Source organism: Pseudomonas sp. NFPP04 (assembly GCF_900113815.1).
GTDB lineage: Bacteria > Pseudomonadota > Gammaproteobacteria > Pseudomonadales > Pseudomonadaceae > Aquipseudomonas > Aquipseudomonas extremorientalis.
On sequence record NZ_FOQS01000005.1, the window covers coordinates 362,216 to 376,517 of the forward strand.

At 60.1% G+C, this 14,302-nt stretch carries 14 protein-coding genes and 1 tRNA gene; 14 read left to right on the forward strand and 1 reads right to left on the reverse strand.

Going from position 1 to position 14,302, the window contains the following annotated elements; translation table 11 throughout:
• Nucleotides 1–134: 134 nt before the first annotated feature.
• The 8 genes from BM017_RS13845 to murB all read left to right on the forward strand — a co-directional run bounded on the left by BM017_RS13845 (nt 135) and on the right by murB (nt 6,965).
• Complete coding sequence (locus BM017_RS13845; RefSeq protein WP_092245138.1) at nt 135–2,360, forward strand: DNA internalization-related competence protein ComEC/Rec2; 2,226 nt, start codon at nt 135–137, stop codon at nt 2,358–2,360.
• A gap of 83 nt (nt 2,361–2,443) precedes the next feature.
• Nucleotides 2,444–3,079: a MotA/TolQ/ExbB proton channel family protein gene (locus BM017_RS13850; RefSeq protein ID WP_058425437.1), complete on the forward strand. Its 636-nt coding sequence runs from the start codon at nt 2,444–2,446 to the stop codon at nt 3,077–3,079.
• Nucleotides 3,076–3,504, forward strand: a complete 429-nt coding sequence (locus tag BM017_RS13855) for an ExbD/TolR family protein (RefSeq protein WP_058425436.1) — start codon at nt 3,076–3,078, stop codon at nt 3,502–3,504. The genes BM017_RS13850 and BM017_RS13855 overlap by 4 nt, the downstream gene beginning before the upstream one ends.
• Nucleotides 3,504–4,514 carry a tetraacyldisaccharide 4'-kinase gene (gene lpxK / locus BM017_RS13860; RefSeq protein WP_092245141.1) on the forward strand — a complete coding sequence of 337 codons (1,011 nt, stop codon included), beginning with the start codon at nt 3,504–3,506 and terminating at the stop codon, nt 4,512–4,514. The genes BM017_RS13855 and lpxK overlap by 1 nt, the downstream gene beginning before the upstream one ends.
• 24 nt (nt 4,515–4,538) lie before the next feature.
• Nucleotides 4,539–4,724, forward strand: a complete 186-nt coding sequence (locus BM017_RS13865; protein WP_003174668.1) for a Trm112 family protein — start codon at nt 4,539–4,541, stop codon at nt 4,722–4,724.
• Nucleotides 4,721–5,485 carry a 3-deoxy-manno-octulosonate cytidylyltransferase gene (gene kdsB / locus BM017_RS13870; RefSeq protein ID WP_092245144.1) on the forward strand — a complete coding sequence of 255 codons (765 nt, stop codon included), beginning with the start codon at nt 4,721–4,723 and terminating at the stop codon, nt 5,483–5,485. Before BM017_RS13865 ends, kdsB begins: the two co-directional genes overlap by 4 nt.
• Nucleotides 5,485–5,949: a low molecular weight protein-tyrosine-phosphatase gene (locus BM017_RS13875; RefSeq protein WP_071491863.1), complete on the forward strand. Its 465-nt coding sequence runs from the start codon at nt 5,485–5,487 to the stop codon at nt 5,947–5,949. Before kdsB ends, BM017_RS13875 begins: the two co-directional genes overlap by 1 nt.
• Nucleotides 5,946–6,965, forward strand: a complete 1,020-nt coding sequence (gene murB, locus BM017_RS13880; RefSeq protein WP_092245147.1) for a UDP-N-acetylmuramate dehydrogenase — start codon at nt 5,946–5,948, stop codon at nt 6,963–6,965. The genes BM017_RS13875 and murB overlap by 4 nt, the downstream gene beginning before the upstream one ends.
• Nucleotides 6,966–7,027: 62 nt before the next feature.
• Here the strand turns inward: murB and BM017_RS13885 are convergent, their stop codons facing one another.
• The gene (locus tag BM017_RS13885; RefSeq protein WP_071491861.1) at nt 7,028–7,699 is read right to left on the reverse strand and encodes a Bax inhibitor-1/YccA family protein; all 672 of its coding nucleotides are present in this window, start codon (nt 7,697–7,699) and stop codon (nt 7,028–7,030) included.
• A 152-nt stretch (nt 7,700–7,851) separates the two neighbouring features.
• On the opposite strand from BM017_RS13885, the gene BM017_RS13890 reads away from it, so the two are divergent.
• From BM017_RS13890 to BM017_RS13915, 6 genes are all read left to right on the forward strand, one after another.
• Nucleotides 7,852–7,942 (forward strand) — tRNA-Ser (locus BM017_RS13890).
• Between the two features lie 1,068 nt (nt 7,943–9,010).
• Entirely contained in the window at nt 9,011–9,577 is a 567-nt protein-coding gene (locus BM017_RS29345) for a hypothetical protein (protein WP_256575358.1), read from the forward strand.
• Nucleotides 9,578–10,087: 510 nt separating this feature from the next.
• Nucleotides 10,088–10,405 (forward strand): hypothetical protein, encoded by a 318-nt coding sequence (locus tag BM017_RS13900; protein WP_170856081.1) that lies wholly within the window; start codon nt 10,088–10,090, stop codon nt 10,403–10,405.
• A gap of 421 nt (nt 10,406–10,826) precedes the next feature.
• Nucleotides 10,827–11,576, forward strand: a complete 750-nt coding sequence (locus tag BM017_RS13905; protein WP_071491796.1) for a hypothetical protein — start codon at nt 10,827–10,829, stop codon at nt 11,574–11,576.
• Nucleotides 11,577–11,712: 136 nt separating this feature from the next.
• Complete coding sequence (locus BM017_RS13910) at nt 11,713–11,982, forward strand: hypothetical protein (protein ID WP_092245155.1); 270 nt, start codon at nt 11,713–11,715, stop codon at nt 11,980–11,982.
• A gap of 190 nt (nt 11,983–12,172) precedes the next feature.
• Nucleotides 12,173–14,284, forward strand: a complete 2,112-nt coding sequence (locus BM017_RS13915) for a TonB-dependent receptor family protein (RefSeq protein ID WP_092245158.1) — start codon at nt 12,173–12,175, stop codon at nt 14,282–14,284.
• The last annotated feature ends 18 nt before the right edge of the window (nt 14,285–14,302 follow it).

A 14,302-nucleotide genomic window follows, 5' to 3' on the forward strand; every position in this document is an offset into this window, starting at 1 on the left:
AGGGATCCAGGTCAGTTCGAGGGGCAAGTATGCCCGCATTCTATAAACAGAAAATTCAGACTTTGTGACAAAACATCATAGGCCGCCCTGGGCATCCGGCTAAGACTGAGTGGATCACTTGAAAAGGATGATTCATGAAGACAGGGATGTGCGCGTTTGCGCTGGGGCTACTGGCCCTGCGTTTTTTGCCGGCGTTGCCGCCTATGGGATGGCTGGTTGCCTGGCCGGTGCTGGCGTTGATGTTGTTGCCGTTTCGTACCTACCCAGTGGCCTTTTTCCTGCTGGGGCTGAGTTGGGCATGCCTCAGCGCACAGTGGGCGCTGGATGATCGTCTGATGCCTGCCCTGGATGGCCAGACGCGCTGGCTGGAGGGCCGGGTGATCGGGTTGCCGCGACAGACGGGCGAAGGTGTGCGCTTCGAACTGGCCGATAGCCGGTCGCGCAATGCCCGCTTACCCAAACGCATCCGCGTGTCCTGGCGTGGCGGGCCGCCGGTGCGCAGCGGTGAACGTTGGCGCCTGGCGGTTACCCTCAAGCGTCCGACCGGGTTGCTGAATTTCCACGGGTTTGATCAGGAAGCCTGGCTGTTGGCCCAACGCATCGGCGCCACGGGCTCGGTCAAGGATGGCGAGCGCCTGGCGCCAGCCCGCAATGCCTGGCGCGACAGCGTGCGTCAGCGCCTGCTGGCCGTGGATGCCCAAGGCCGGGAAGCAGGCCTGGTTGCCCTGGTACTGGGCGACGGCTCAGGGTTGGCCGCTGCCGACTGGCACGTGTTGCAGGACACGGGCACCGTGCATCTGCTGGTCATTTCCGGCCAGCACATCGGTTTGCTGGCGGGTTTGATCTATGGGCTGATCGCCGGGTTGGCCCGCTACGGTTGCTGGCCGCGAACCTGGCCGTGGTTGCCCTGGGCGTGTGGCCTGGCGTTCAGCGCTGCGTTGGGCTACGGCTGGCTCGCAGGGTTTGGCGTGCCGGTGCAACGGGCTTGTGTGATGGTCGGGTTGGTGTTGGTGTGGCGGCTGCGCTTCCGGCATCTGGGGCTGTGGTGGCCGTTGCTGCTGGCGCTCAACGGGGTGCTGGTGCTGGAGCCGTTGGCCAGTTTGCAGCCCGGGTTCTGGTTGTCGTTTGCGGCGGTGGCGGTGCTGATTCTGGCGTTTGGTGGGCGGTTGGGGCCGTGGAGCCTGTGGCAGGCATGGACCCGACCGCAGTGGCTGATTGCCATTGGGCTGTTTCCGGTGTTGTTGGTGTTGGGACTGCCCATCAGCCTGAGCGCACCGCTGGCCAACCTCGTGGCTGTGCCGTGGATCAGCCTGGTGGTGTTGCCGCTGGCGCTATCGGGGACCGCATTGCTGCCATTGCCATTTATTGGCGAAGGTCTTCTGTGGCTGGCGGGCGGCGCTCTGGATGGTTTGTTCAGGGGGCTGGCGTGGCTCGCCGGACACATGCCGGCGTGGATTCCGGCGCAAGTACCATTGGGTTACTGGCTGGTGAGTCTGCTGGGTGTCGTGTTGCTACTGCTGCCCAAGGGCGTGCCGTTTCGCGTATTAGGCTGGCCGATGCTGTTGCTGGCGGTGTTCCCTCCGCGGGCGATGGTGCCCCACGGGCAGATGGAGGTGGTGCAGTTGGACGTGGGGCAGGGGCAGTCGCTGATTCTGCGCACGCGCCACCATGCATTGCTTTACGACGCCGGACCGCGTACCGGAACCTTTGATCTGGGCGCGCGCGTGGTGCTGCCGTCGTTACGAAAACTCGGGGTGAGGGCATTGGACCTGATGCTGCTCAGCCACGCCGATGCGGATCATGCCGGCGGCGCGGCGGCGATTGCCACGGGCATACCGATCAAGCGCGTGGTGGGCGGGGAAACCGATGGGCTGCCGGCATTTATCGGTACGCAAACTTGCGTCAGCGGTGAGCGATGGACCTGGGACGGGGTAACGTTCGAACTCTGGCAGTGGCCTGGAGCTATCAGTGGTAACGCAAAGTCCTGCGTGTTGCAGGTGCAGGCCAATGGCGAGCGCCTGTTGCTGACCGGCGACATCGACCGCGAAGCCGAACAGGCCATGCTCGCGTCGCCTCTGGCGGTGCCCACCGAGTGGCTGCAAGCGCCCCACCATGGCAGTCGCAGCTCTTCGTCCTGGGCGTTTGTCGAGCAGCTCTCCCCCCGTAATGTGCTTATCTCGCGGGGGCGCGGCAATGCGTTCGGCCATCCCCATCCGCAGGTGCTGGAACGTTACCAGCGGCTGGGCAGCCAGGTGTATGACAGCGCCGAGCAGGGGGCCGTGCGTGTGCAGCTGGGAGCATTCGCGCCACCGGTCGTTGCGCGCAGTCAACGCAGGTTCTGGCGCGAGCGCTTACCCTAGGGGTTCAAGACCTCGGCGGATGGGGTCTGTGGCCGACGCACCTATATGGTAAAGTGGCGCACTTTTTCGAGGGGACATTCACTGTGTGGGAATTGGTCAAATCCGGCGGCTGGATGATGTTGCCGATCATCATGAGCTCTATCGCCGCACTCGGCATCGTCGCCGAACGCCTGTGGACCCTGCGCGCCAGCCGCGTGACCCCCGAGCATCTGCTGGGGCAGGTCTGGGGCTGGATCAAGAACAAGCAACTGGACAAGGAAAAGCTCAAGGAACTGCGCGCCAACTCCCCGTTGGGTGAGATCCTTGCCGCAGGCCTGGCCAATTCCAAGCATGGTCGCGAGATCATGAAGGAGTGCATCGAAGAGGCCGCCGCCCGTGTCATTCATGAACTGGAGCGCTACATCAACGCCCTCGGCACCATCGCCGCCATGGCGCCATTGCTCGGCTTGCTCGGCACGGTGTTGGGCATGATCGACATTTTCAGTTCGTTCATGGGCTCCGGCATGACCACCAACGCGGCCGTGCTGGCCGGTGGTATCTCCAAGGCACTGATCACTACGGCGGCCGGCCTGATGGTGGGTATTCCTTCGGTGTTCTTCCACCGTTTCCTGCAACGCCGCATCGATGAGCTGGTGGTGGGCATGGAGCAGGAAGCCATCAAGTTGGTGGAAGTGGTGCAGGGCGACCGCGACGTGGATCTGGTTGGGGGCAAAGCGTGAAATTTCGCCGCAAGCAACGGGAAAATGTCGATATCAACCTCGCGTCGCTGATCGACGTGGTGTTTATCCTGCTGCTGTTTTTTGTCGTCACCACTACTTTCACCCGGCAAACCGAGCTGCGCGTCGACCTGCCGGAAGCCGTGAGCGGTTCGCCGGCCGAAGACCAGCAAGTCAAGCAACTGGACATCGCCATCAGCGCCGACGGGGTGTTTTCGGTGAACAACCAGTTGCTGGAGAAAAACGACCTTGCCAGCTTGATGGAAGCCTTGCAGAAAGAGTCCGGCGGCGACACGCAGTTGCCACTGTCCATCAGTGCCGATGGCAAGACCCAGCACCAGGCTGTGATCACCGCGATGGACGCTGCCGGCAAGCTCGGTTTCAGCCACTTGCGCATGAGTACCGTCGAGGCGGCGAGCCAACCCTGATGGCCATGTCCGATCGTTTGCTCAAGGCCTGGTACGAGGGCCACCCGGCACTTTCGCTACTGCGGCCGCTGGAGTCCCTGTATCGCCGGGTGGTGCAGCGCAAGCGCGCACGGTTCCTGGCGGGAGAGGGTGATATTTACCAATCGCCGGTGCCGGTGGTGGTGGTCGGTAATATTACCGTGGGCGGCACCGGCAAGACGCCGTTGATCCTGTGGTTGATCGAACACTGTCGGCGCAGCGGCTTGCGTGTGGGTGTGGTCAGTCGCGGTTATGGCGCCAAGCCACCACAGTTGCCGTGGCGGGTCGAAGCCAGCCACAGCGCCGAGGTGGCGGGTGACGAACCGTTATTGATCGTGCAGCGCTGCGGCGTACCTTTGATGATCGATCCCGATCGCAGCCGTGCGGTCAAGGCGCTGCTGGCCAGCGACACTCTGGACCTGATCCTCTCCGACGACGGCCTGCAGCATTACCGCCTGGCCCGCGACCTTGAACTGGTGCTGATCGATGCCGCCCGTGGCCTGGGCAACCGTCGCTGCCTGCCGGCGGGGCCGTTGCGCGAACCGGTGGAGCGGCTGCAGAGTGTCGATGCGTTGCTGTACAACGGCGCCGCTGGTGACCGCGAGGACGGCTTTGCCTTTCGTTTGCAGCCTACTGCACTGGTCAACCTGCAAACCGGCGAGCGCCGGCCAGTGGATCATTTTGCGGCGGGCCAGCAGGTGCATGCGGTCGCCGGCATCGGCAACCCGCAACGTTTCTTCAATACCCTTGAAACGCTACACTGGCAGCCGATACCCCATGGGTTTGCCGACCACGCGACTTACAGTGCCGAGGTCCTGAATTTTACGCCGTCATTGCCGCTGGTCATGACCGAGAAGGACGCGGTGAAGTGCCGCGCCTTCGCCCAGCCCGACTGGTGGTACCTTGCGGTGGATGCGCTGCCGTCGCCGGCGTTCGTCGCCTGGTTCGACACGCAGCTGATGCGTCTGTTGCCTGCCCGTCTTTTGCCTTAAACCGCTTTTTTCCAGGAAACACTCATGGACACCAAACTGCTCGACATCCTCGCTTGCCCGATCTGCAAAGGCCCGCTCAAACTCAGCGCCGACAAAACCGAGCTGATCAGCAAAGGCGCCGGCCTGGCGTACCCGATCCGTGATGGCATCCCGGTGATGCTGGAAAGCGAAGCCCGTACCCTGACCACCGATGAGCGCCTGGATAAATGACCACCGCCTTTACCGTTGTCATTCCCTCCCGCTATGCGTCGACCCGCCTGCCGGGCAAGCCGCTGCAACTGATCGGCAACAAGCCGATGATCCAACTGGTGTGGGAGCAGGCCTGCAAAAGCAGCGCCGAGCGCGTAGTGGTGGCCACCGATGACCCACGCATCATCGAGGCCTGCAAAGGCTTCGGCGCCGAGGCGGTGCTGACGCGTGAAGACCATAACTCCGGCACCGACCGCCTGGCTGAAGTGGCCACAAAGCTCGGCCTGGCGCCCGACGCCATCGTGGTCAACGTGCAAGGTGACGAACCGTTGATCCCGCCCGGCGTTATCGACCAGGTGGCCGCCAACCTGGCCGCCCATGGCGAAGCGCGCATGGCGACCCTGGCTGAGCCGATCGAAGACGTCGAGACCCTGTTCAATCCGAATGTGGTCAAGGTGGTCAGCGATATCAACGGCCTGGCGCTGACGTTCAGCCGTTCGACCCTGCCGTGGGCACGCGATGCGTTTGCCAAGCAACCGGATGTACTGCCGGAAGGCGTGCCGTATCGCCGTCACATCGGCATTTATGCCTACCGCGCCGGTTTCCTGCATGACTTCGTCAGTTGGGGCCCGTGCTGGCTGGAAAACACCGAATCCCTGGAGCAACTGCGGGCGCTGTGGCACGGCGTGCGCATCCACGTGGGCGATGCACTGGAAGCGCCGCCGGCTGGTGTCGACACTCCCGAAGACCTTGAGCGCGTCCGTCGCCTGCTGGGGGCCTGATGGAGGTTTTGTTTGTCTGCCTGGGCAATATCTGCCGCTCGCCCACCGCAGAAGGCGTGCTGCGCCACAAACTGCGCGAAGCGGGGCTGACTGGGCAGGTCGATGTCGCGTCCGCCGGCACCGGTGAGTGGCATGTCGGCAACCCGCCGGACCAGCGCAGCCAGCGTGCGGCGTTGGCCCGCGGCTACGATCTGTCGGCCCAGCGTGCCCGGCAGGTCTCCCGCGCAGACTTTGCGCGCTATGACCTGATCCTGGCCATGGATCACAGCAACCTGCGCAACCTCAAGGCGATGCAGCCGGGGCAGGGCAAGGCGGAGCTGGACCTGTTCCTGCGCCGTTACGATGCCGAAGTGGACGAAGTGCCAGATCCGTACTACGAAGGTGAACAGGGCTTCGAACGGGTCCTGGACCTGATCGAGCAGGCCTGTGATTTATTGGTGATCGAATTGAAGGGGCGGTTATGACCTTGCAGGTGCTTGCGCAGGTATCGCTCAAGCCATTCAACAGTTTTGGCATTGATGTGCATGCCCAGCTGTTCGCCGAGGCCCACAGCGACAGCGATGTGCGTGAGGCCCTCACCTATTCCACCGCACACAATGTGCCGTTGCTGGTGATCGGCGGCGGTAGCAACCTGTTGCTGACCCAGGACATTCCGGCGCTGGTGCTGCGCATGGCCACCCAGGGCATTCGTGTGCTGCACGACGACGGCCTGCACGTGGTGGTCGAGGCCGAGGCGGGCGAAGCCTGGCACCCCTTCGTGCTGTGGACCCTGGACCAAGGTTTCTGTGGCCTGGAAAACCTCAGCCTGATCCCCGGCACCGTCGGCGCCGCGCCCATGCAGAACATCGGTGCCTACGGTGTCGAGATCAAGGATGTATTCGCTGGCCTGACCGCCCTGGACCGCCGCACCGGCGAACTGCGCGACTTCAGCCTTGAGGAGTGCAACTTTGCCTACCGTGACAGCCTGTTCAAGCACGAGACCGGGCGCTGGCTGATCCTGCGCGTGCGCTTCGCCCTCAGCCGCGCCAGCCACCTGAAACTCGACTACGGCCCGGTGCAGCAGCGCCTGGCGGCGCAGGGGATCACCGAGGCGACGCCGAGCGACGTCAGCCGCGCCATTTGCAGCATCCGCCGCGAAAAACTGCCGGATCCGGCGGAGCTTGGCAATGCCGGCAGCTTCTTCAAGAACCCGTTGGTCTCCCAGGTGCTGGCGGCTGAGCTGCAGGCGCTGTATCCGGACCTGGTGGCCTACCCGCAACCTGACGGGCAGATGAAGCTCGCCGCCGGCTGGCTGATCGACAAGGCCGGCTGGAAGGGCTTCCGTGAGGGGGACGCCGGCGTGCACAAACTGCAGGCGCTGGTGCTGGTCAACTATGGCGCCGCCTCGGGGCATGACATTGCCAACCTGGCCCGCCGCATTCAGCGAGACATTCTGGAGCGCTTCAAGGTCGATCTGGAAATGGAACCCAACCAGTACTGATCTTCTGAAAACAAAAATGCCCCGCATCTTTCGATGCGGGGCATTTTTATTGAGGCAAGTAATCAGTCATCGCGGCTCATGATGCCGAAGATCTGCAACAGGCTGATGAACAGGTTGTAGATCGATACATACAGGCTGATGGTCGCCATGATGTAGTTACGTTCACCGCCGTGGATGATCGCGCTGGTCTGGAACAGGATGCACACCGAGGAGAACAGCACGAAACCTGCGCTGATCGCCAGTTGCAGTCCGCTGATCTGGAAGAACATGCCCGCAACCACTGCCGCCAGCAACACGAAGAAACCAACGGTGATGAAACCACCCAGGAAGCTCATGTCCTTGCGGGTGATCAGCACATAGGCCGACAGACCACCAAACACCAGCGCCGTCATGGCAAACGCCGAGCTGACCACTTCCGCGCCGCCGGCCATGCCGAGGTAACGGTTGAGGATCGGGCCGAGGATAAAGCCCATGAAGCCGGTCAGGGCAAATGCCGACACTAGGCCCCACGCAGAGTCGCGCAGTTTGTTGGTGAGGAAGAACAGGCCATAGAAGCCGATCAGCACCACAAAGATATTCGGGTAGCCAACGCGCATCTGCTGGGCCACGAACGCCATCACGCCGCTGAATGCGAGGGTCAGGGCGAGCAAGCCATAGGTGTTGCGCAACACGCGGCTGACTTCAAGCTGCTCAGCCTGCGCGTTACCATTCACTGCGTAATTCTGTTCGCGCATGGCGACACTCCTTCAGTTTTGAAACGTTCAGTCGCAAAGATCATAACAGACGCTCTGTAACAAGCTATGGCGAGAGTTTGACAGTGTGTTTCATTCGGGTATTATGGCGCCCGCTGAGACGGGATAGGCTACTATAATCCTGTGATGCACAAGGGAAATTGGCAGAGTGGTTGAATGCACCGGTCTTGAAAACCGGCGGACGTTAATAGCGTCTCCAGGGTTCGAATCCCTGGTTTCCCGCCAAGATTCAAACGAAAGCCCCGCGAATGCGGGGCTTTTGTGTTTCTGGGGTTTGGGGCGGCTACCCCGCTTCAAGCCTGATCGTTTCCGCATCATTTCAAGCTGTTTGCGATTGGGGCAGGTGCAGTAGTCACGACCTCCTTCTTGTGCTCGTATCGCTGACGCTAGCGCGCTCGCGAACGTTTTTTCGACGAGTGACGTGTCTAGATCAATGGTTCCGTGAGTATTGGGGTTGTCACTTCCATCTTCGGCGTCTACCCTGAAAATGTATGGATTGTTACGAATAATTTCGGAGGCGCCAGTTTTTGAGGCGCGATACTTCAGGACGAGGAACGAAACATGTTTTCACACGAGGGTCCCGCAATAGAGCTGTTGCTGTTCGTTTTTGGTCTGGCTGGCGTACTGCTCGTCGCTTGGTTTATTCATCATCAATACGAACGTAAAAACGGGAAGGGCGTTAAAAAACAACAAAATCGTAGCGAGGGTCGCTCAACCTAAGGTCCTTTCGGCTATATCCATTCGAGCCAGTCGTTTCCGGCTGGCTTTCAATGACTGCTACTCTACAGAACAGATCCAGCGATGATTTTGCCGATATGGCGCACGGATGAAATGGACGTCTGAAACCATCTTCATCCCGCGTCCCTGAAGCGCTTGGGTCAGTTGTACGAGTGTCTCTGCTTGGATAGTCATTGCTGTCACCTCATCAGATTTACTGCGTTCATAATTCCTGACCGGACGGACAACTGACTAATTCAAATTTTCTACAGCGCTGATTGATGTATGAATCGCATTGGGGGTGAACTGCGTGACGTTTGCCCGGCTTTGCTCTCGCGCTGGGTGGTGGTATCCAGTTCACACTCCGATGCAGCCTTTTTGAAGGCGACCCATCCTCATGGGGAACTCGACTGCGCAGCTTGATCCCACAGTCATTAGCCCATTGGATTTGTGCCATTCCTGCCAAGCTTTTCCTCGTCATCTCTTTGATTTTTTACTACTATTGTTCACCTGCGCACTCAAGGAAGAGCGGCTGAGCGCCTTGAGTCTGGTAGAAAATGTACGCTCGATCATGGATTGAGTGATGACTTTTACCCAGAACCTAACGACTCAGCCAACCCCAAATACCTCTTGGTGAAACCGATGAATAAAATGTGTGGCATCGTTGTAGTGGTAGGTCTTGCTCTCTCGGGATGCGCTACGAAAACCCCAGAAAAACCTAAAGAGACTCCCCCTCCAGCCGTCGTCCATGAAGCACCCGCTGAAGCCGCGCCTTCGACACCACCAGAAAATTTCACTGTGCGATATGAGGCTGCACCTGCGAACCCACGTCCTGTAGCCCCAATCAATGTCTCCCAGGAGGCTGCTCAGGAAGAATCTGAAACAAACTTGAACCAGAATCGCGCCGAGCAATGCCGTAAAGAGCTCGATGTTCTAAGGGTGTACAACAAGGCGTCTTACGATAAATACGAGGCGCAATACCAGGCCATTGCTGCCAAGACGGCCAAGTACATGGAAGTCAAAGACTCGTTGGGTGCTGATTTGAACTACATGGTGATGCCGGCCTATCAATTTCAAATTCGTGAGTTCTGCTTCCGGGTCAAGACCCGTTTGACGGAGCTTGTGCTTCGCCAAGCCAAATAATCGTTCCACGTCAGGGTGAGTCTTTTGCCAGTTGAAACGCTGAAAAAGATGTTCATTTCTGGTTGATTTGCCCAGGACTACAAAAGCCAATGCCCCGACACGTCGGGGCATTGGCTTTTAATCGGCGCGCGCGGTGTTGATCAGTCGCAAACCGCTGCCTCCTCACCCGGTACATCTCCCCACCCGCATGGCTCAACAGGGCATCGGCATCCAGCTCATCCTCCCCGGAAAAAAGACCACGCCGATACTGCAGCCGGTTGTCCAAGACACCTGCCCAAACGTATGATCAGGCCGGGCGTCCTCTACGGTCGCCGGGACTCACCCCCTTTTCAAGGACACGAGCATGCAAAAGCACTTCGGCAATTCAGGCCTGTTCAAGGCTGCTTCGTATCGTTGCAACAAAACCCTCGGCAATGGCATCGCCCGCTGGGAGTTGAACAACAGTGCGTTGAATACGAAGGAGTTTTTGATATGTCCAAAGAACTACTCGGAGTTTCTGCTCTAGGGTTGATGGTCCTTGGTGAATTTTGTGCAATCTACAGCGAGGTAATCACCGCCCGGCTGGCTCAGGCGGGCGACGGTTCATGGCAGGCGTTCGTCATGCCGGTGGTGGTGATGTGTTTTGCCGGGCTTTGCCTGCTGGGAGCTTACTGGCTGGGGTATCGGGCGGTCGGTGATATCTGGGTGGTGACAGTCGTTTCCATCACCTCGTTATTGCTGCTGGAGCCTGTGGTGATCTGGGCGCTGTTCCAGGAAATGCCCGGGCGAGGTGCCCTGATCGGGTTTTGCTTGGGGGCTCTGGGCATGCTGGCCACGGTCTTGCTGTAGTTGCACGTTCTGGCCCGGCCAATGGGTGTCGGGCCAGATGCTGAGGGTGTTGCAGGCAATACCTTCCTGCGCCGCAGCCGCGGCTGAATTTGAAGTCGGTGACACGTTGTTCAGCAAAAAAGCTGAGCTACCGAAAGCAGGCAAATCATTTGAACAACCATTTGCGCCCGAATTGGATGTTTCATTGCCGTCACCTCCTATACAGCTGCTTATGAGCAAATGCGCAAAAAACACACGCAGCTATTGCTCTCAGTATAGGCCCTGAAACGAATCCTTCACGATTGCGCCGACTCACCTGCCCGGTGGTCTCTGCTTACAACTATGTGCCTGGATCCACTGCACTTTTTTGGATTTCTCCGCTCTATCCTTGTCCCAGCCCTGCCGATTTCCCGCATGGGCAGATGAATCAGATCGGGTGCCGATGGATCGCACATTTCCTCGTTTCAACCTTCAACGCGGTTGCCAGCCCTTGCTGCTCGCCGCTGTGTTGATGCTCTGCGCCAGCGGTTGCAGCCAGCAACAGGGGCGGGATATCGCCAAGCAGTTCAGCAACGGCAAACCCGATGAGTTTTTCCAGACCAGTGTCGACCGCATGGCCACGCTGGGCATGCGCGACAACCTGCAAAGCCTGTATCTGCTGATGAACAAGCTCTATTTGCGCAACCCCAGCCAGTGGCGTCAGTCGGGTTATCCAGATGCGGTCAGCGCTGCGCGAGAGATCCGCCAGGCCATCGAGCAACGTCGATCGCTGCCGGCCCTGGATGATCGCCGCGACTTGGCGGCGCTGAGTTATTCCCTGAGTCCGGAGTTCAAAGGCGATCGTGTCGGCGCGTTTATCTACGCCATCGGCAGCATGATCGTGACCGCCCACGGTGGGCGTACTGAGTTCTACATCACCGATTCGATCAACCCGCAGTTTGTCAGCAACGCCGCGCGCAATATCGAGAAGGCCACCTGGCTGCTGAGCAAGCGCCAGGATGCCAATGGCGTGCTGCTGTTGTTCTCCAACGAGATATCGGAGGAGGGCAGCAACCTCAGCTTCGCGGTGGAGTTCGGCAAGATCGTTGCGCGCCTCGACCTGCTGACCCAGATGCTCGACGAGCGCTACCGGCGCATCGGTCTCAATTACGCGCAGAGCTTGTTGCTGATGAATTTTCTGCCGGTGCAATAAAGCTCGGCTTCCTCGGGTGATTGGTACGGTGTTTCGTTTTCCCTTGTAGGAAGAGGCCTATCTTGTACCTCGATGGTTGAAACACCCTGTACTCATCAATAGCCTCGGATTTTTCCGAAAGCTTGAGGCCTCTACCATGGGTAAGCAAAAGACGGTTTGGCCCACTGATCGCGAAATACGTTTGCGTTTTATCCTTTTTGCCGTGATCGATGCGGCGAGTGTCCAAGGCGTTTCTGCCGAGGTGTTGCTGCCAGCGCACAAGTTATTGCGGGACTCGCCGACCGAGGCGCAATTATTGGAAGCGCTGGACAAAATCCTCAGTGCGGATGAAATGTATGGATTCCGGTTTGCTCCGGGATCAGAAGCAGATGAACTGATGCAAACCTGGCTGATACCCTCCCATTGAGGATTGACACTGCAACTGTGGCGAGCGGGACAAGCCCGCTCGCCACTTCCAGCTGCTCTGCCACCCTCGTGCAGCGAATAGTCTTGGTCCGACGTTGGTGTGGGAAGGGTCTGGTCCGTTAATAAGGAGTGACCTGGCGGGCGCCCCTGTCTTCCCACCAGGTGCCCCCCGAATTCCAAGGACCTGCCCGATGCTGCTGCGCCAACCTCCGCTCTTGTTTGCCGCCCTGACCTTAAGCTCACTGGTGCACGCCGAAGACCTGCAATTGGCCCCGGTCGAAGTCACCGGCAGCCAAGCCAGCGACGGTGAAGTGGCCCAGGCGCAACTCAAGAGCGTGCCCGGCGGCACCAACTATATCGACATGAACAGCGTGCAGCAGGGAAGGGTGAGCACCAACGAAGACGTGTTCAAGTATCAGGCCGGAGTGTATGCCAAGGCGGCCAACAACGAAGGGGTGAAACTCTCGATTCGTGGTTCGGGCCTGAACCGCAGCCCCGGTGCCCATGCCTCCGGCTTGTATGAAATGTTCGATGCCCTGCCACTCACCGGCCCCGGCGGCACGCCTTATGAGCTGAAAGATCCCTTGTGGCAAAGCCGGGTCGAAGTGCTGCGCGGCGCCAACGGTTTTGATCAGGGCGCGTTGGCCTTGGGCGGCGCGGTCAACTATGTGACCCGCACGGGCTACGATGCACCCAAGCTGCAACTACGTTACGAAGCGGGCAGCAAAGGCTACGCCCAGCGCGAGATCAGCTCGGGCCAGGTATTGGGGGATGCCGACTACTACATCAGCCTCACCGATTCCGAATCCGACGGCTACCAGCGCCAGAGCGCTGCCACCGGCAAAGGCGTGGCCGCTAACTTCGGCTACCGCTTCAACCCGGACCTGGAAACCCGCTTCTACTTCCGTTACCGCGAAACCACCAACGACACCCCAGGCAAACTCACGCGCAGCCAGATCAGCCACGACCCGCGTGCGGCCAACAGCCTCAACGCCGCCCGGGATTCCAAGCGCCTGCAACCGGGCTCCACCTGGATCGCCAACAAGACCTCCCTGCAATTGGACGACAACGCGCGGGTCGAAGTCGGGCTGGCTTACCACGACTACCCGATGGACTTGCGCGAAGGCACCAACCGCCTGAAAGTCGCCTACACCGATATCAGCAGCACCCTCAATTACATCCGCCAGGACACGCTGTTCGGCCATGACAGTAAAACCACTGTCGGCCTGCGCACCACCCAGGCGATGCCCAATAACGGCGCTTCGGAGTACGTGCGCACGCCCGCCGGCAATACCGCAACCTACGCACCCGGCACCAAGACCCGCGACTACAGCTACCTGGGCTCCGACACCGTGTTGCATATCGGCAACGACCTGGAACTGGTGCCTGACCTGTGGCTGACCACTGGCCTGGCGGCGATCTATACCCGCCGCGAAACCCAGGTCACCTACCCTGAAGGCCAGGCGCCGCTCAGCCAGCACGACTGGGACTACGCACCACGCATCGGCCTGCGCTACGACTTCACCCCACAATTGCAGGTGTACGGCAACCTGAGCCGCTCGGTCGAGCCGCCGCATGCGTGGTCGATGATCTGGGGTTCCAACAAATACTTTACCGGTGGTCCGGCCAAAGGCCTGGCACGGGAGGGCGTGAGCCTGAAAAACCAGACCGCCACCACCCTGGAGATCGGCGGGCGTGGTGAGGCCTGGCTCGGCCAGTGGGACCTGGCCCTGTACCGCTCCGAAGTGCGCCACGAATTGCTCAACGTGGAAACCCAGGCGCAAACCTCTACCAGCAATGCCATCGTCGCCGAGTCCAACGCCAGCCCCACCGTACACCAGGGTGTGGAACTGAGTCTGCTCAGCCCGTTGTGGGACGGCGGTCGCAACGGCCGGATTGCGCTGCGCCAGGCCTACACCTTCAGCGACTTCCATTACCGCGACGATGACCGCTTCGGCGACAACACCTTGCCCGGCATCCCCAGGCACTACTATCAGGCGCAATTGCGCTACAGCCATCCGACGGGTTTCTACACCAGCCTCAACACCGAGTATTCCTCACGGGTGGCGGTGGACTACGCCAATTCCTACTACGCCGCGTCCTACACCCTGCTCGGCGCCACGTTCGGCTACGACGCGCCCAAGCAGGACTGGCAAGCCTGGGTCGACCTGCGCAACCTGACCAACCGTCGTTACGCCAATACCGTGACGCCGGGTTATGACGACAAGGGGTTGGATGTAGCACGTTCTACGCCGGCGGATGGCCGTGGCATCTACACCGGCGTGTCCTGGAGCTGGCGTTAAAGACAGGCCCTTGCCCCA